Raw genomic sequence first — 16,479 nt, forward strand, 5'->3', positions numbered from 1 at the left:
GGTTCACCTTGCGTTCATTCGCGGCCATCGGCGCCTTCATCTGATCTGCCTAATTTCAGCCGTACAAGATGCGAGCTGCGCCTGCCGTGCGCGGCCTCGTCCCGCGACACCCAGACTTCGCACGCCGCCGATCAGGACGGCGGCTCCTGGAAGGAACTCAAGTGAAGCTTCAGCGCATGAACCGGCGGGCCCTCGCTCTCGGTGCTCTTGCCGTCTCCGGCGCCCTGGCCCTCACGGCGTGCGGCTCCGACGAGACCGGCAACCCGGACGGAGGCTCCTCCAACGCCGCCGCGCCGAGCAACATCAAGTGTGACGACGCCTCTGGCCAGGTACTCGCCGACGGCTCCTCCGCGCAGAAGAACGCGGTCGACGCGTGGGTCAAGCAGTTCTCGGCGGCCTGCAAGGTGGAGATCAACTACAAGGCCGGCGGTTCCGGTGCCGGTATCACCGCGTTCACGCAGGGCCAGGTCCCCTGGGCCGGTTCGGACTCGGCGTTGAAGCCGGACGAGGTCGAGGCCTCCAAGAAGATCTGCTCCGGCGGCCAGGGCATCGACCTGCCGATGGTCGGCGGCCCGATCGCCGTCGGCTACAACGTCCCGGGCGTCGACAAGCTCGTCCTGGACTCTGCGACGATCGCCAAGATCTTCGACAGCAAGATCACCAAGTGGAACGACCCGGCGATCGCGAAGCTGAACCCCGACGCGAAGCTCCCCGACCTCAAGATCCAGGCGTTCCACCGCTCGGACGAGTCCGGCACCACGGACAACTTCACCAAGTACCTGATCGCCACCGCCAAGAAGGACTTCCCCTACGAGGGCGGCAAGGCCTGGCAGGCCAAGGGCGGCCAGTCCGCTCCGCAGTCCTCCGGCGTCGCCGCGCAGGTCAAGCAGACCGCCGGCGCGATCGGCTACTTCGAGCTGTCGTACGCCAAGGACGGAATCAAGACCGTCGCCATCGACACCGGCGCCGACAAGCCGGTCGAGGCCACCGTCGACAACGCCACCAAGGCGATCGCGGAGGCCAAGGTCGTCGGCACCGGCAAGGACCTCGCGCTGGAGCTGAACTACGGGACCAAGGCCGCCGGCGCCTACCCGATGGTCCTGGTGACGTACGAGATCGTCTGCGACAAGGGCAACAAGGCCGAGACCCTGCCCGCGGTCAAGGCGTTCCTGCGCTACGCGGCCTCGGAGGACGGCCAGAAGATCCTCGCCGAGAACGACTACGCGCCCATGCCCGAAGAGATCATCACCAAGGTTCGCACGACCGTCGAGAGCCTGAGCTGACCTGAGTGCGGTCCGGTCCCCCAGCGGGACCGGACCGCACCGTCCGGTGCACCGCCGCCAAGGGCCGCACAGCACGTGCGGTTCCGCAGACCGGAGAACCCGATGGACACACAGATAGCTGACGTACCTCCCCCCACGCAGCCGCCCACGGCCGAGCAGAAGCGCGCGGCCCGTGGCGCCACCCGACCCGGAGACCGGATCTTCCTCGGTCTGTCCCGTGGCTCGGGCATTCTGCTGCTGGCGATCATGGCCGCGATCGCGGGCTTCCTCACCTACCGCGCCGTCCTCGCCATCAGCAAGGACAACGGCAACTTCCTGACCACCTTCGAGTGGAACACCGGTGTCAACCCGCCGGTCTTCGGCATCGCGGTCCTGGCCTACGGCACGATCGTCTCCTCGATCATCGCCATGGTCATCGCGGTCCCGGTCTCGGTCGCCATCGCGCTGTTCCTCACTCACTACGCCCCGCGCCGACTGCGCGGCCCCATCGCCTATGTGATCGACCTGCTGGCCGCCGTGCCGTCCATCGTCTACGGCCTGTGGGGCGCCCTGGTGCTCGTCCCGCACATGAGCGGCCTCTTCGGCTGGCTGAACGACTACCTCGGCTGGACCGGCATCTTCTCCTGGCAGGGCGGCGCCGCACGCTCCATGCTCACCGTGGGCATCCTGCTCGCGATCATGATCCTGCCGATCGTCACCAACGTGAGCCGCGAGGTCTTCCGCCAGGTCCCGCAGATGCACGAGGAGGCCGCCCTGGCGCTCGGCGCCACCCGCTGGGAAGTGATCCGCATGGCGGTCATCCCCTTCGGCCGCTCCGGTGTCATCTCGGCCTCGATGCTCGGCCTCGGCCGCGCCCTCGGCGAGACGATGGCCGTCGCCACCGTGCTCTCGCCCGACTTCCTGATCCACACCAGCCTGCTCGACCCGGGCGGTGGCACCTTCGCCCAGAACATCGCCAGCAAGTTCAGCGAGGCCAGCGAGTTCGGCCGTGACGCGCTGATCGCCTCCGGTCTGGTCCTGTTCGTCATCACCCTGCTGGTCAACGGCGCGGCCCGCGCGATCATCGCCCGCCGCAAGGAGTACTCGGGGGCCAACGCATGAGCACCACACCCTCCCTCGCCGCCAAGCGCCCCAGCACCCTGCGCGGCGGCCATCTGCCCAAGTGGGCCCCGTGGGCCATCGCCGCCGGATCCGTCGCCCTCGGACTCGGCGTCAGCGCCGCCGCCGGCCTGCACAGCAGCGTCCAGTGGGCGCTGATCGCCGCGGTCCTGCACGTCCTCGGTACGTACGTCATCGCGGCCCGGGTCGAGAATCGCCGCCAGGCCAAGGACCGCGTGGTCACCTCGCTGGTGTGGGTCGCGTTCCTGCTCGCCGTGGTGCCGCTGGCCTCGCTGGTGTGGTCGACCGTCCAACGCGGCGTGAAGGTCCTCGACGTCTACTTCCTGACCCACTCGATGGGCGTGGTCACCGACGCGGAGACGGGCGGCGGCATCTACCACGCCATTCTCGGCACGCTGGAGCAGGTCGGCCTCGCCACGCTGATCGCCGCTCCGGTCGGCGTACTCACCGCGATCTACCTGGTGGAGTACGGGCGCGGCAACCTCGCTCGGGCCGTCACCTTCTTCGTCGACGTCATGACCGGCATCCCGTCGATCGTCGCCGGCCTGTTCATCCTCAGCCTCATGCTGATGTTCGATCTGGAGCCCTTCGGCTTCGCCGGGTCACTCGCCCTCGCGATCCTGATGATGCCGGTCGTCGTCCGCTCCACGGAGGAGATGCTCAAACTCGTCCCGAACGAGCTGCGCGAAGCCTCTCTTGCGCTCGGCGTGCCCAAGTGGCGCACCATCCTGAAGGTGGTCCTGCCGACCTCGCTCGGCGGCATCACCACCGGCATCATGCTGTCCATCGCCCGCATCGCCGGTGAGACCGCGCCCGTGCTGCTGCTGGTGTTCGGCAGCAAGTTCATCAACGCCAACCCCTTCGAGGGCGCGCAGGCGTCGCTCCCGCTGTACATCTACCAGCAGTACGGATCGGGCGAGGTCACGGCGTACGACCGCGCCTGGGCGGCGTCGCTCACCCTGATCGCCTTCGTGATGATCCTGAACCTGGTGGCCCGCGGGATCGCCCGCTGGAAGGCCCCGAAGACCGGTCGCTGACGCGGCCACAGCGACTGATCTGACTGTCTGGAAGTGAAGTAATCATGGCCAAGCGAATCGACGTAAGCGGACTGACCGCCTACTACGGCTCCCACAAGGCGATCGAGGACATCTCGATGACCGTCGAGCCGCGCTCGGTGACGGCGTTCATCGGCCCGTCCGGATGCGGCAAGTCGACGTTCCTGCGCACCCTGAACCGTATGCACGAGGTCACCTCGGGCGGCCGGGTCGAGGGCAAGGTGCTCCTCGACGACGAGGACCTCTACGGCTCGGGCATCGACCCGGTGTCCGTGCGCCGCGAGGTCGGCATGGTGTTCCAGCGCCCGAACCCCTTCCCAACGATGTCGATCTTCGACAACGTGGCGGCGGGCCTGCGCCTGAACGGCAACTACAAGAAGAGCGAGCTGAGCGACATCGTCGAGAAGTCGCTCAAGGGCGCGAACCTCTGGAACGAGGTCAAGGACCGCCTGAACAAGCCCGGCTCCGGCCTCTCCGGCGGCCAGCAGCAGCGTCTGTGCATCGCGCGGGCGATCGCGGTCGAGCCGAACGTCCTGCTCATGGACGAGCCCTGCTCCGCCCTCGACCCGATCTCCACCCTGGCGATCGAGGACCTGATCGGCGAGCTGAAGGAACGCTTCACGATCGTCATCGTCACGCACAACATGCAGCAGGCGGCGCGGGTCTCCGACCGCACGGCGTTCTTCAACCTGTCGGCGGTCGGCCAGCCCGGCAAGCTCATAGAGATCGACGACACGGAGCGCATCTTCTCCAACCCGTCGGTCCAGGCCACGGAGGACTACATCTCCGGCCGCTTCGGCTGATCCACCCCCGCCGAGACCCCTCGCGGTGCTGCATGGCGGTGCCACCGCGAGGCCGAAAAGGGCCCGCCCCTCTCCCAGGGGCGGGCCCGTTCGCGTACTCACTCAGCCGCGCCCGGCAACGACTACAGGAACGCCAGATTCACGACCCAGAACGACAACGCAGCCACCAGCGCGGCGGCCGGCATCGTGATGAACCACCCCAGAATGATGTTCTTGGCGACACCCCACCGCACGGCATTCACCCGCTTCGTCGCCCCGACCCCCATGATCGCCGACGTGATGACATGCGTCGTCGAGATCGGCGCCTTGAACAGGAACGCCGTGGCGAACATGATCGACGCCCCCGTCGTCTCCGCCGCGAACCCCTGCGGCGGATCCAGCTCGATGATCTTCCGTCCCAGCGTCCGCATGATCCGCCACCCACCGGCGTACGTCCCCAGCGACAGCATCACCGCACAGGCGATCTTCACCCACACCGGAATCGGATCGCCGTAGTCCTCGACATCCGCGATGACGAGCGCCATCACCACGATGCCCATCGTCTTCTGCGCGTCCTGCAGACCGTGCCCCAGCGCCATCCCGGCCGCCGAGACGGTCTGGGCTATCCGGAACCCCCGCTTGGCCCTGTGCGGATTGGCCTTCCTGAATATCCACATGATCGCGGTCATCACGAGATAGCCGGCCAGCAGACCGACCACCGGAGACACGAACATCGGAATGACGATCTTCTCCAGCACCCCGTGCCAGTAGACCGTCGTCCCACCGGCGAGCGCCGCCCCCACCATGCCGCCGAACAGCGCGTGCGAGGAGGACGACGGCAGCCCGAAGTACCAGGTGATCAGGTTCCAGGTGATCGCACCCACCAGCGCGGCGAAGAGGATCCCCATCCCCTTCGAACCCTCGGGGGTCTGGATCAGCCCCTCGCTGACGGTCTTGGCGACCCCGGAGCCCATGAACGCACCGACGAGGTTCATCACCGCGGCCATGGCCAGCGCGGCCTTCGGCGTCAGCGCCCGTGTCGACACGGACGTGGCGATAGCGTTCGCCGAGTCGTGGAAACCGTTGGTGTACGTGAAGAAGAGCGCGACCCCGATGGTCACGACCAGAGCAAAGGTGTCCATGAAGGGCTCAGGACTCCTTGACGGCGATGGTCTCCACCGTGTTCGCGACGTGTTCGAACGCGTCCGCCGCTTCCTCCAGCACGTCCACGATCTGCTTGAGCTTCAGGACCTCGATGGCGTCGTACTTGCCGTTGAAGAGGTGCGCGAGCAGCTTGCGGTGGATCTGGTCGGCCTGGTTCTCCAGCCGGTTGACCTCGATCCAGTACTCGGTGAGGTTCTCCATCGTCCGCAGGTGCGGCATCGCTTCGGCCGTCAGTTCGGCCGCGCGAGCCAGCACCTCGATCTGCTGGTCGACGCCCTTGGGCAGTTCCTCGACGTTGTAGAGGACGACCAGGTCGACGGCCTCCTCCATGAAGTCCATGATGTCGTCGAGGGACGAGGCGAGGGAGTAGATGTCCTCGCGGTCGAACGGCGTGATGAACGAGGAGTTCAGCTGGTGGAAGATCGCGTGCGTGGCGTCGTCACCTGCGTGTTCCGCTGCCCGCATACGCTCTGCGATCTCGGCCCGGGCGGAAGCGTCCGCCCCGAGCAGTTCCATCAGGAGCTTCGAGCCCGTGACGATGTTGTCCGCAGAAGCGGCGAACATGTCGTAGAAGCTCGTCTCCCTGGGGGTCAGACGAAAGCGCACGTGGGGTCCTCGGCTTGCTTCGGTTTCGGTCAGGCTGATGCTAGGCGCATCATCCGGCCACGGCTATCGGGCCGCCCACCAGTGTCGCCCATCAGGCACAGTGATGAGCACGGGGGCGGTCCAGGGGTCGGATCAGGCCGTTACGCGAGGCTTCGGCCAAGGGGCATATACCCAGCAAAGTTCGGTACCATATACCCGCCAGGGGTATATGTCGGCTCACAGCCCACCAGGAGGACGCGATGACGGACGTGACCGACGTTACGGATGCCGGGGATGTCACGGATGTCACCGCCGGAGCGGACGTCGTGACCGATCACGACCGAGGCGTGCACGGGTACCACAAGCAGAAGGACGAGCACCTCAAGCGCCTGCGCCGCATCGAGGGCCAGATCCGCGGCCTGCAGCGGATGGTCGACGAGGACGTCTACTGCATCGACATACTCACCCAGGTCTCCGCCTCCACCAAGGCCCTTCAGTCCTTCGCCCTGCAACTGCTGGAGGAGCACCTGCGCCACTGCGTCGCCGACGCCGCAGGCAAGGGCGGTGACGAGATCGACGCGAAGGTGAAGGAGGCGACCCAGGCGATCGCCCGCATGCTGCGGACGTGAGTCGGCCTCAGTCCGCCGCGGCGCCCCGCTCCTCGGCCACCTTCAGCACCTCGTCGATGCTCTCCAGGCTGAGCCGCTCCTCGTGGGCGGCCGACGCCGCGATGATCAGCTCTCCGCACAGCTCGATCTCGGCGAGGGCCACGTGGTCCTGAACTGCCGTACCGCCGACCGGAGCCACGTGCATCACCTCATCTCTGCCGCTACCGACTTCCTAGAGTAGGGAGCGGCCTACGCACCGCGCATGGCACGGACGGGCTAGTTCACGCCGGTCACTCCTCGGCGATCTTGCCCGCGTAGATGTCGTCGGTGTCCGGCAGCCGTACGCGCACCGAGGCCCCGAAATCGTAGAGCAACGTGGTCGAGGCGACGGCCACGGGGCTCTTCTGCTGCCCGCCCACGAAGCTGAACCGGTGCCGGACCTTACGGATGCGCCCCTCGTCGTCGAGGTAGACGTCGAACGGCACTTCGGCCGTGGCGAACCCTTTCGCCGCCGCGCTCAGGGACTCTTTGTTGCCCTCGGAGGCCTTCTTCGCGGCAGCGCCGAGATCCGCCGTGCCCCGGTAGTGCAGCACCCCGGTGCCCGCGACCTCGGTCCTGCCGACGAACCTCGCCGACCGCGTCCCGCGCAGCACCTCGGCCGCCGCGAACGGATCGGTGGCCCCGCCGGTGACGAGGTTCCCGTCGGACAGGGTCCGCGTCTCCACCCGCACCCACTTGTCCGGGGGCACACCGGCGCCCCGGTTCTTCATGAAGAGCGCTCCCGGCGCGAGCAGTTCGGTGATGGGCCGGCGCTCCGTGGCCCCCGCGGGATCCTGCGGCAGCAGTACCTTCAACTGCCCCATCCGCTTGCGGTAGTCGTAGACCCCCGCGCCCCGGATCGTGACCCGGGTCCCGCCGGCGGCCATCTCCATCGACGTACGGGCCTTCGAACTCCCCGCCGCCACCAGCCGGTCCGCGGCCCGGTGCAACACTGCGACCGCGTCCCCGCCACGGGTGTCCCCGGCCACCGCGTCACCGCCCGCACATCCTCCGGCCCCCAGTCCCACCCCGGCCACGACGCCGGCCGCGACGACCGCCGCACCCGTCCGCCTGTGCCGCCGTTCCCGCTGCCGCCCAGTCATCGCCTGCCTACCCCCAGCCGGTACGTCCGTCACGGGCCCCCTTGTTGTTCCGGTTAACGACCGGTATGTGCCGCCGTCACGCGAGCCCGCCGGAGTCGGCATACGAAGCCTTTACCCGCGCTGGGTAACGTGGTTGTCGTGGCGCAGCAGGACGGGCTGGAGGCTCCCCCCAACCTCCCCGAACACCGCACGACTACAAAGGAGATGGGCCACTTCTGCATGGCTCACTGCACCTGCGGCTGGCGCGGCCCGGCCAGAAGAGCGAGAAGCCAGGCGCGCACGGACGCGGAAAGGCACGTGGCCGGCTGACGCAGTCGTGCTGCGTCGATGGGCCTCCCCATGGAACCCTCACCCCCACCACCCCGTCTCCCACGACGGAACCACCGGGAGGCCCCATGGAACGGCGCACATTCCTCACCGTCGGCACGGCAGGCATCGCCGCAGCCGTGACCCCCCTCGCCACCGCCTGCACGAAATCAGACACCGGCTCCAGGGCCACGACCACCGCCAGGACCACGCGCACCAAGGCCACCGCCGCCAACTGGTCCGCCCTCGCCCGCGATCTCGACGGCCCCCTCATCCGCCCGGGCGACACCGACTGGAAGACGGCCCGGCAGCTCTACAACACCCGTTTCGACGCGCTCAAGCCCGCCGCGGTCGCGTACGTGTCCCACCCGGACGACATCCGCACCGCCCTGGCCTACGCCCGCGCCCACGCCCTGCGCGTGGCGATCCGCAACGGCGGCCACTCCTACGCCGGCTGGTCCTCGGGCGACGGCCGCCTGATCATCGACGTCTCGAAACTCAACCGCGTCCGGGCCTCCGGCAACACCGCGGTGATCGGCGCCGGCGCCAAACTCATCGACGTCTACCGCGCCCTCACCGCGAAGGGCATGACGATCCCCGCCGGCTCCTGCCCCACCGTCGGCGTCTGCGGCCTCACCCTCGGCGGCGGGCACGGCATGGTCTCCCGCGCCTACGGCCTGACCTGCGACAGTCTCACCCAGGCCACCCTGATCACCGCGGACGGCAAGCAGCTCACCGCGGGCGCCCGCGAGCACAAGGACCTCTTCTGGGCCCTGCGCGGCGCCGGCAACGGCAACTTCGGCGTCGTGACGGAACTGCACTTCAAGACCCACCCGGCCCCGCAGGGCGTCTCGGCGTACATGTCCTGGCCCTGGTCCAAGGCGGCCGCGGTTGTGCAGGCCTGGCAGGAGTGGGGCCCGACCCAGCCGGACGAGATCTGGTCGTCCCTCCACCTGGCCGGCGCCCCCGGCGGCAACCCGACCGTCTCCGTCGCGGCCTTCTCCCTCGGCACCTACGGCGAACTCCAGAACGCGGTCGACCGCCTCGCCGACCGCGTCAGCGCCCCGGCGAGCAGCGTCTCCCTGCGGCGCCGCTCGTACGAGGAGTCGATGGAGGTCTACGCCGGCTGCTCCTCGTTCCCGACGGACGCCCAGTGCCATCTGCCCGGCTCCACCCCGGGCCGTTCCCCGCAGGGCGCGCTGGGCCGCGAGACGTACGCCGCGGCGTCGGACTTCTTCGACCGCTCCCTGTCCGCGGCCGGCATCCGCACGCTGCTGTCCCAGATCAGGTCGGTACGCGCATGCGCCGGCAGCATCGCGCTCACCGCCCTGGGCGGAGCGGTGAACCGCGTCTCCCCGACCTCCACGGCCTTCGTCCACCGCCGCTCCCGCATGCTGGCCCAGTACATCGCCTCCTGGCGCCCGGGCACGACGGGCACCACGGCCCGCTCATGGCTCACCTCGGCCCACAAGTCCATGCGTCCCCACGCCTCAGGCGCGGCCTACCAGAACTACACGGACCCAACCCTGACCAACTGGCGCAAGGCGTACTACGGCGACGCGGCACCCCGCCTGACAAAACTGAAGAACGAGTACGACCCGACTCGCTTCTTCACGTACCCCCAGGCGCTCTAGGGCCCACTGAGCTGCGGGCACCCGCCCCGCTCAACTACGCCCACCCATCCCACCAAGCTGCGGGCAATCGTGCCGCTTGGGGCGGCACAGGTGGGCGCAGCGGCACCCCGCTACGCCGGGCTGCGCACCAACCCCGCCCCAGCAAAAACGCCGAGAACTAAGCAGCAAGGTCCCGCTCAGAAGCCCCCGCAGCCCGCTCACTCCGAGCCCCAGGAACCACCGCATCCGCCCCGTCGCCGACCCCACGCCCCCGGCCCCGCACAAGCCACCCCACCCGAGGCGACCGCTCGACAGCCCGGGTAACCGGCGTCAACAGCGCCATAGCCAACGGCGACAACAGCAACGCCACAGCCGTCCCCAGCGCGAACCCACCCACGACATCGGTCGGGTAATGCACACCCATGTAAACGCGAATGAACCCGCCGAACACCGCCAGCACCAACGCGACCAGCCCGAACTTCCGGTTCGCGACGAACAGCCCGACCGCCATCGCCATGACGATCGTCGCGTGGTCGCTCACGAACGAGTAGTCGGTCTTGCCGCTGACGAGCACCTCGAGCCCCTGATGGTCGAGGAACGGCCGGGGCCGCTCCACGAACCCCCGTATCGGCACGTTGACCAGCACGGCGATCCCCGCCGCGAGCGGCGCCCAGACCAGCGCCGCGACGGAGGACGCCGCGTCCTGTTCACCCCGGCGCCGTACGGACCACCAGCACCAGAGCACGAGCAGGACCATGGCGAGCAACACCCCGTACTCGCCCACGAACTCCATGACCCGGTCGAACCACGACGGCGCGTCCTTGGCCAGGCCATTGATGTCGTAGAGCAGGTCGACGTCGGGGTTCGACCCGGATTCGGCGAGTCCAGCCATGATGCTGCGGCCCCTTCGTCGTCTCTCCCGGCGCACCTGTGTGTGCGCCGCTCCTGCCACCCCCGTGGTTGTAGATCCGCTTCCGCTGCACGCGTGACACGTGCCGACTCACGTCTGCTCGGCTACGTCACCAGGAACGCACGGTCCCCGTTGATACGTTCCACACTCCACCGAATGATCACCGAGACGTTATCGAAGAGAGACACGTCTTCGCAGCTCAGGGGGTGGGTTCACGCTCGGCTCACACCGTCGTGGGCAGTGCTTTCGCGCCATCTTCGGTCACCCGGGTGGCCCCGAAGTAGTCGGGGGTGTCGATCGGGTCGAACCGGATCACCGCACCCGTTCGCGGCGCGTCGATCATGTACCCACCTCCGACATAAATGCCGACATGCCGGATGGCACGCGAATTGGTGAGGTCGTCCGAGAAGAACACGAGGTCGCCGGGGAGCAGTTCGTCCCGCGCGGGGTGCGGCCCGGCGTTGTACTGGTCGTTGGCGACGCGCGGCAGCTTGATGCCCACCGTCTCGTAGGCGGCCTGGGTCAGTCCCGAGCAGTCGAAGCGTCCGCCCTGCTCAGCGGTGCCGGTGCCGCCCCACAGGTAGGGCGTGCCCAGCTTCTTCTGCGCGTACTCGATGGCGCCGGCCGCCTGCTCCGAGGGGTCGACCCGTCCGACGGGCGCGGCGAAGCTCTCCGAGAGCGTCGTGATCCTCTTCACGTAGTTCCGGGTCTCGCTGTACGGCGGCACGCCCCCGTACTTGATCACCGCGTACGCCCCCGCGTTGTAGGCGGCCAGCATGTTTTCGGTCTGATTCCCGCCAACCTTCTTCACGTACGACGCGAGTTCGCAGTCGTACGAGGCGGCAGAGGGAATCGCGTCCTTCGGGTCCCACACGTCCCGGTCCCCGTCCCCGTCTCCGTCGACGCCGTGCGTGGCCCACGTACCGGGAATGAACTGCGCTATCCCCTGGGCGGCGGCATGGCTCTGGGCCTTCGGGTTGAACCCGCTCTCCTGGTAGAGCTGGGCGGCGAGCAGGGCCGGGCTGATGGCGGGACAGAGGTTGCCCCACTTCTGCACGAGGTCGGAGTACGCGGCGGGCACCGCCCCCTTGGCGAGCGCTTTCGCCCCGCCGCCGACCCCGTTGGCCAGGTTCCCGGCGACGACGTAGACCCCGACGACGAGCAGCATCACGAAGGCCAGGGCGGAGCTGATCGCAACAGTCGCCACGATCCATGCCTTACGCACCGTCAACCGCCCCTCGCCGACCAGGAGTCCGTCGCCTGGTCAGTGTAGAGGCGGCCGCCGTGTGCCGGAATGATCACGGGCAGGAGAGTCGGGGCGGAAAGGGGAACACCCAAGAGCACGGGGCGGCACGGAACGGCACGGCGGGGGCAACCGGCGCACGGACCCGTCACGGGTCGCCCGCCGCCTCCCGGTACAGCCGCTCCACCTCCGAACCGAGCACCACGCTGAAGGACACGTCGGGAGTCGTCCCGCCCTCGTCATGACCGCCGAGGATCCCCACGACCTGCCCGTCCCCGTTCACCCAGGGGCTTCCGCTGGTGCCGCCGGCGAATCCCGGGCACTCGATGCGCTGCTGGGTGGGGCTGTGCGCGGTCGGCTTGTTGGTGCAGCTGATGGGCGTCTCGCGGGAGTCGGGGTATCCGGTGAGGGTCACCGCCGTCGCCCCCGTCGCCGTACCTGTGGCGAGCCGGTACCCACCGACGACGTCCTCGACTCCCTTCCCGCCCCGCGGCGCGACCACGGCGAACACCACGTCACTGTCCTCCCGCCGCCCCGCGACCCACCCCCGGGGCAGGAACCTCCGCTTCACCTTCCACACGCCATAGGGCGCACGACCGTTCCGATACCCGGGCACGAACACGAGCTCCCCACGCCCGTCCAGACAGTGCGCCGCGGTGACGAGCAGATTCCGGTACGGCGCCCGCACCACGGAGGCGGTACAGAAATGCCCACCGGCCGGCCGGGACACGCGATCGGCGGGCAACAACACCCCCACCCGCGCGCTCCCCGCCCCCGCCCCCGCGGCGACGGTCACCCCGAAGGGCCCGGCCCCGTCGTCGGCCACCGCGGTGGACGCGGAGGTGAGGGCGACAAGAACCACGGCAATGGAGAGGACGCGCTTCATCGGCGCACTGTGCCCGACGAAGGTGAGAGAAACGTCAGACCCGTTCCGGTGGCGGGCCGTAGGTCGGGAATCCGTCGGTGGCGATCTCGATACCCAACGGCTGGGGCAGGCACACGGACTCCCCGAACTTGCCGGCCAGTACGTCCTGATAGGCACCGCTGTCCGGACGAGTATGGAGGGCCCAGGTCCCCTTCCGGGGGTCGATGACGAGGAGAACGGGCACACGGGCGACGGCGTACCAGTCGGCTTTGTCCCTGATCTCGCGGGACTTCTCGGACTGGGAGATGACTTCGACGGCGAGTGCGGCGTCCTCCGGGTCCGCCAGCCAGTCGTCGTCCTCCTCCCATTCCCTGGGCAGGACGATCAGATCCGGCGTGACGTAGTCGTCCGGGTCGTCAGGCAAGGCGATGGAAGAGACCTCGTACGAGTCCAGCCCCTCAGGTAGAGCAGCGCTCGCAAGCTGCCGCCGCAACTGCTTCACGACGCCCGCGTGTTTGCCACGCGGCGTAGGGGACATCACGAGCTTCCCTCCCACGACCTGCACCCGCAGACCGGTCTCTTCCTCGATCTTCTCGGCGATCTCGCGAAGGTTCCCCGGACGGGGACTCAGACGGGGCCGGGCACCTGGTGACACGGACATGGCTCCTTGCCTCCGCCCCTCCGCCTCCACGACGTTCTCGGCTCCGCGAGCGGGTTCGCTGGGAGGTCCGACGTCCCGCTCGGTCTCGAATCCACCGTACTGTGCAGCCTCCTCCCGCGCCTGTGCGTCCTGCTCTCCGCGCGCGTGGACGGCCTTCCTGAGCCGGTGCTCAACCTTCGCCACAAGACTCTCCCTTCACGCTCCGAACACGTTCCGTCACTGTAGGCCATCACTCTGACACTCGGCCCACAGCAGCTTCCCGCCCGCCGACTCACCCAGCTCGCGCAGCACCGAGGCGCCCCACGCGTCCGCGCAGGCCCGTACGAGGCGCAGACCGCGGCCGGTCTTGATGTCGTCGGGCGGTGGAGATACGACGACGGGGGCACCGCCGGCTCCGAAGCCGGGCGGAACACGCGGGTTGCTGTCCCACACGCCGACTCGGAGCCGGCCGGGTTCCGCCGAGCGAATGCGGAGGGAATAAGGGCCGACGGTGTGCCGGTGGGCGTTGGCGAGGAGCTCGGCGGCCAGCAGTTCCGCAGTGGGGGTAAGGCCGGCGCGCCCACGGGCGGCGAGAACGGTACGGAGGGTTGCGCGGGCGATCCCCGGAGAGCGTGGATCGTGCGGGAGGTGGAGGGTGTAGGCCCAGGGCGGGGTTACGGTGGGCATGGAAGTCTCCGATCACTGAGGGGAGTTGGTTACGTGCGTACGGTTGCCCGGTGTCGGTGCCACCCCGTCGGGCGGTGCGCTTCCGAGCAGGGCGCCGAGATATAAACTAGCGACAATCGTGTAACTACTTACACGTCTTCAATGAAGAGACTTAGACATCCCTCATGTGAGTGACACGCTTTGGCAAGGAGGCGGACCAGTCCGTGAGAAGCAATCCGACGGGTCGCCAGCTCCGCTTGGCCACTGAACTGCGCAAACTTCGAGAGCGTGCGGGCCTGACAACAGCTGAGGCCGGTCAACTGCTGGGCGTCAAGCCGAATCAGGTCAGCAACATCGAGGCCGGACGGGCCGGCGTGAGCCCGGAGCGGGTTCGCGCCATGGCCTGCGTTTACGACTGCTCGGACCAGGCCCACGTGGAAGCCATTGCCGCGATGACGGGAGAACGCAGCCGCGGCTGGTGGGAGGAGTACCGCGACATCCTGCCCGCCGGCCTGCTGGACCTCGCCGAGCTCGAACACCACGCCACGCGTTTGCGTACTGCCGTGACCGTGCACATCCCTGGCCTGTTCCAGACCACGGAGTACGCCCGCGAGATCTTCCGTCAGGCAGTACCGGAACTTCCACCGCCAGACGTGGAGCACCGGGTGTCGTTCCGGATGAAACGTCAGACAGTCCTCTTCCGGGATCCACCGACCCCACAGCAGGTGATCCTCCACGAGGCAGCCCTGCGCATGAAGTTCGGCGGCCGTGAGGTGACCCGCGACCAGCTCAAGTACCTGCTCGGGCTGAACGAACGGGAGCACATCGCGATCCAGGTGGTTCCGTTCGAGGCAGGCACCTTTGCCGGCTCCGGGCAGTCGGTCTATTACGCCGAGGGCCCCGTACCGCAGCTCGACACCGTGAACCTGGACCAGTCGCACGGCCCGGTATTCCTCGACGCGGAGGCCCAGCTGAGCAAGTACCGCGTAACCCTCGACCGCTTGGAAGCCGCGGCCCTCCCTCCCGAGGAATCGCAGAACTTCATCCACACCATCCTCAAGGACCTGTGAAGGAGCCTTCGATGTCCACGCTCACGTGGCAGAAGTCGTCGTACTGCCCGGAAGGCAACTCCTGCGTGCACGTCGCCGCAACCCCGCAAACCGTCCACATAACCGAATCCGGCGACCCCACCGGCGCGATACTCACCGCCACCCCCACCGCCTTCGGCGCCCTCCTTCAGATACTCAAGAAGGACACGCACCGTGGATGACATCCCCCCGAACCTCACCTGGGAACGCGCCGCCCCGCCCGACGCCACCGACCACGGCCCCTGGATCGAGATCGCATTCGGCGAGGGAGAAGACGGCGACGCCCCCGTCTACATCCGCGAGACCAGCGCTCCTGACAACGTGATCACCACCAACCGCCATAAATGGGGTGCCTTTGTACTCGGCGTACAGGCGGGCGAGTTCGACCACTTCGCGGAGGGGGTGCAGTAACCGAAGCCCTGCCTCAGCTCTACGAGTGCGCGGGCGGCGGAGGAGCCAAGCCGGTGTCAGCTTGTCGCCGACACCTGACCTGGGTGCTCGTTTGCACTGGATTGGACCTCCCCGCAGTTCAGCGGCACCCAGCCTGCTCTGTGGTCCCGGCCGTGCCAATCGGTGGTCGACCATCCGCTCACCGAATCGCTCAGGCACGGATGATCGGATCTGCCCGGCCGGAAATATGGCCGACCACAGGGACCACGATCTACGGCTACTGTGGCTGGCCTCCTGCAGCGGGCAGGTCGTCGAACTTGAGGGTGCGGCCGATGTGCGCGAGGCGAGCGCTGTAGGAATCGAGGAGGAAGACGGAGGGGGTGGAGATCGTGACGTACACGCAGTAGCTGTGTGGTGCGGGCACGATCATTTGCAGTGCGGCCATCGGGAGCGGAGGCGTTGCGAGCCCAGCCTCGATGGGAGGCAGATGCAAGGTACGTAGAGACGTGGACATGATGGCAGGACCGCACGGGAGTTTGGCCGCGAGCACCATGTCCTGCGGCCCCTGGAGTCCTTCGCCGAGCGGATAACTGAGCTCCTCAAGAGTGTCTTGGGCCACTCCGGAGAAGAATTTCCGCGCCGTTGCCTGGTAGATCCCTTCTGCGGTGAAGAACCGTGTGGCGGGGCTGTGTTCACTCGACCGTACGGTCACGGCGAGCAGGCCCATGGACAAACGCTCCCCTCCGTCCACCTCCTCGGTGCCAAGGCACATGGCGGTGAGGACGATGTTCTCCCCGGCGCTCATGAGCGGTAGCTGGCGGCGCAAACCTGCGCTGGCGGCAGTCAGCTGCTCTTCGTCGGCCTCGGGCATCATCTGTGCCATGGCCTGCTGCCAGCCCTCGGAGGCCGTCGGCTCGGGGAGCCGGACGAATTCGTCAGGCACTTCATAATGAAAGCCGTAACGGAACGGTGCTGTGTCGCTGTGTGCGATGTCGCCGGTCATACTGCGTTCCGTGACGC

General features: G+C 68.0%; 19 protein-coding genes. 9 read left to right on the forward strand and 10 right to left on the reverse strand.

Features of this window, described 5'->3' with window-relative positions:
- Positions 1 to 161: 161 nt before the first annotated feature.
- The 4 genes from pstS to pstB all read left to right on the forward strand — a co-directional run bounded on the left by pstS (position 162) and on the right by pstB (position 4,260).
- Entirely contained in the window at positions 162 to 1,283 is a 1,122-nt protein-coding gene (gene pstS, locus ACIBNA_RS32775; RefSeq protein WP_399168812.1) for a phosphate ABC transporter substrate-binding protein PstS, read from the forward strand.
- A 102-nt stretch (positions 1,284 to 1,385) separates the two neighbouring features.
- Positions 1,386 to 2,384, forward strand: coding sequence for a phosphate ABC transporter permease subunit PstC (gene pstC / locus ACIBNA_RS32780; RefSeq protein WP_399168813.1), 999 nt, complete (start codon positions 1,386 to 1,388; stop codon positions 2,382 to 2,384).
- Positions 2,381 to 3,439, forward strand: a complete 1,059-nt coding sequence (gene pstA / locus ACIBNA_RS32785; RefSeq protein ID WP_399168814.1) for a phosphate ABC transporter permease PstA — start codon at positions 2,381 to 2,383, stop codon at positions 3,437 to 3,439. The genes pstC and pstA overlap by 4 nt, the downstream gene beginning before the upstream one ends.
- A 44-nt stretch (positions 3,440 to 3,483) precedes the next feature.
- Positions 3,484 to 4,260, forward strand: a complete 777-nt coding sequence (gene pstB / locus ACIBNA_RS32790; RefSeq protein WP_274817384.1) for a phosphate ABC transporter ATP-binding protein PstB — start codon at positions 3,484 to 3,486, stop codon at positions 4,258 to 4,260.
- A gap of 122 nt (positions 4,261 to 4,382) precedes the next feature.
- Here pstB and ACIBNA_RS32795 read toward each other — a convergent pair whose 3' ends face one another.
- Both ACIBNA_RS32795 and ACIBNA_RS32800 read right to left on the reverse strand, forming a co-directional pair.
- On the reverse strand, positions 4,383 to 5,381 hold the full coding sequence (locus tag ACIBNA_RS32795) for an anion permease (RefSeq protein ID WP_399168815.1): 999 nt from the start codon (positions 5,379 to 5,381) through the stop codon (positions 4,383 to 4,385).
- Between the two features lie 7 nt (positions 5,382 to 5,388).
- Positions 5,389 to 6,009 (reverse strand): DUF47 domain-containing protein, encoded by a 621-nt coding sequence (locus tag ACIBNA_RS32800; RefSeq protein WP_010036288.1) that lies wholly within the window; start codon positions 6,007 to 6,009, stop codon positions 5,389 to 5,391.
- A 239-nt stretch (positions 6,010 to 6,248) separates the two neighbouring features.
- On the opposite strand from ACIBNA_RS32800, the gene ACIBNA_RS32805 reads away from it, so the two are divergent.
- Entirely contained in the window at positions 6,249 to 6,617 is a 369-nt protein-coding gene (locus ACIBNA_RS32805) for a metal-sensitive transcriptional regulator (protein ID WP_274817386.1), read from the forward strand.
- A gap of 7 nt (positions 6,618 to 6,624) precedes the next feature.
- On the opposite strand, the gene ACIBNA_RS32810 is transcribed toward ACIBNA_RS32805, so the two are convergent.
- Positions 6,625 to 6,795: a hypothetical protein gene (locus tag ACIBNA_RS32810; RefSeq protein WP_399168848.1), complete on the reverse strand. Its 171-nt coding sequence runs from the start codon at positions 6,793 to 6,795 to the stop codon at positions 6,625 to 6,627.
- 91 nt (positions 6,796 to 6,886) lie between these two features.
- Positions 6,887 to 7,738, reverse strand: coding sequence for a hypothetical protein (locus ACIBNA_RS32815; protein ID WP_399168816.1), 852 nt, complete (start codon positions 7,736 to 7,738; stop codon positions 6,887 to 6,889).
- Between the two features lie 395 nt (positions 7,739 to 8,133).
- Here ACIBNA_RS32815 and ACIBNA_RS32820 point away from each other — a divergent pair, with 395 nt between their 5' ends.
- Positions 8,134 to 9,678 carry an FAD-dependent oxidoreductase gene (locus tag ACIBNA_RS32820; RefSeq protein ID WP_399168817.1) on the forward strand — a complete coding sequence of 515 codons (1,545 nt, stop codon included), beginning with the start codon at positions 8,134 to 8,136 and terminating at the stop codon, positions 9,676 to 9,678.
- A gap of 157 nt (positions 9,679 to 9,835) precedes the next feature.
- On the opposite strand, the gene ACIBNA_RS32825 is transcribed toward ACIBNA_RS32820, so the two are convergent.
- From ACIBNA_RS32825 to ACIBNA_RS32845, 5 genes are all read right to left on the reverse strand, one after another.
- On the reverse strand, positions 9,836 to 10,549 hold the full coding sequence (locus ACIBNA_RS32825) for a phosphatase PAP2 family protein (protein ID WP_399168818.1): 714 nt from the start codon (positions 10,547 to 10,549) through the stop codon (positions 9,836 to 9,838).
- A 241-nt stretch (positions 10,550 to 10,790) separates the two neighbouring features.
- Positions 10,791 to 11,798, reverse strand: a complete 1,008-nt coding sequence (locus tag ACIBNA_RS32830; RefSeq protein WP_399168819.1) for an NlpC/P60 family protein — start codon at positions 11,796 to 11,798, stop codon at positions 10,791 to 10,793.
- A 160-nt stretch (positions 11,799 to 11,958) separates the two neighbouring features.
- A complete protein-coding gene (locus ACIBNA_RS32835) occupies positions 11,959 to 12,696 on the reverse strand; it encodes a trypsin-like serine peptidase (protein ID WP_399168820.1) in 738 nt (245 codons plus the stop codon).
- A 34-nt stretch (positions 12,697 to 12,730) separates the two neighbouring features.
- On the reverse strand, positions 12,731 to 13,336 hold the full coding sequence (locus ACIBNA_RS32840; protein WP_399168821.1) for a Uma2 family endonuclease: 606 nt from the start codon (positions 13,334 to 13,336) through the stop codon (positions 12,731 to 12,733).
- Between the two features lie 216 nt (positions 13,337 to 13,552).
- The gene (locus ACIBNA_RS32845) at positions 13,553 to 14,002 is read right to left on the reverse strand and encodes an ATP-binding protein (protein ID WP_399168822.1); all 450 of its coding nucleotides are present in this window, start codon (positions 14,000 to 14,002) and stop codon (positions 13,553 to 13,555) included.
- A 236-nt stretch (positions 14,003 to 14,238) separates the two neighbouring features.
- Here ACIBNA_RS32845 and ACIBNA_RS32850 point away from each other — a divergent pair, with 236 nt between their 5' ends.
- The 3 genes from ACIBNA_RS32850 to ACIBNA_RS32860 are packed head-to-tail and all read left to right on the forward strand — an operon-like array spanning position 14,239 to position 15,480.
- Positions 14,239 to 15,051, forward strand: a complete 813-nt coding sequence (locus ACIBNA_RS32850; RefSeq protein ID WP_399168823.1) for a helix-turn-helix transcriptional regulator — start codon at positions 14,239 to 14,241, stop codon at positions 15,049 to 15,051.
- Between the two features lie 11 nt (positions 15,052 to 15,062).
- The gene (locus ACIBNA_RS32855; RefSeq protein ID WP_399168824.1) at positions 15,063 to 15,251 is read left to right on the forward strand and encodes a DUF397 domain-containing protein; all 189 of its coding nucleotides are present in this window, start codon (positions 15,063 to 15,065) and stop codon (positions 15,249 to 15,251) included.
- Positions 15,244 to 15,480 carry a DUF397 domain-containing protein gene (locus tag ACIBNA_RS32860; protein WP_399168825.1) on the forward strand — a complete coding sequence of 79 codons (237 nt, stop codon included), beginning with the start codon at positions 15,244 to 15,246 and terminating at the stop codon, positions 15,478 to 15,480. Before ACIBNA_RS32855 ends, ACIBNA_RS32860 begins: the two co-directional genes overlap by 8 nt.
- A 256-nt stretch (positions 15,481 to 15,736) precedes the next feature.
- On the opposite strand, the gene ACIBNA_RS32865 is transcribed toward ACIBNA_RS32860, so the two are convergent.
- Entirely contained in the window at positions 15,737 to 16,462 is a 726-nt protein-coding gene (locus tag ACIBNA_RS32865) for a hypothetical protein (RefSeq protein WP_399168826.1), read from the reverse strand.
- Positions 16,463 to 16,479 lie beyond the last annotated feature (17 nt).

It is taken from the genome of Streptomyces sp. NPDC050164, from assembly GCF_044459945.1.
Taxonomy (GTDB): domain Bacteria; phylum Actinomycetota; class Actinomycetes; order Streptomycetales; family Streptomycetaceae; genus Streptomyces; species Streptomyces coeruleorubidus_A.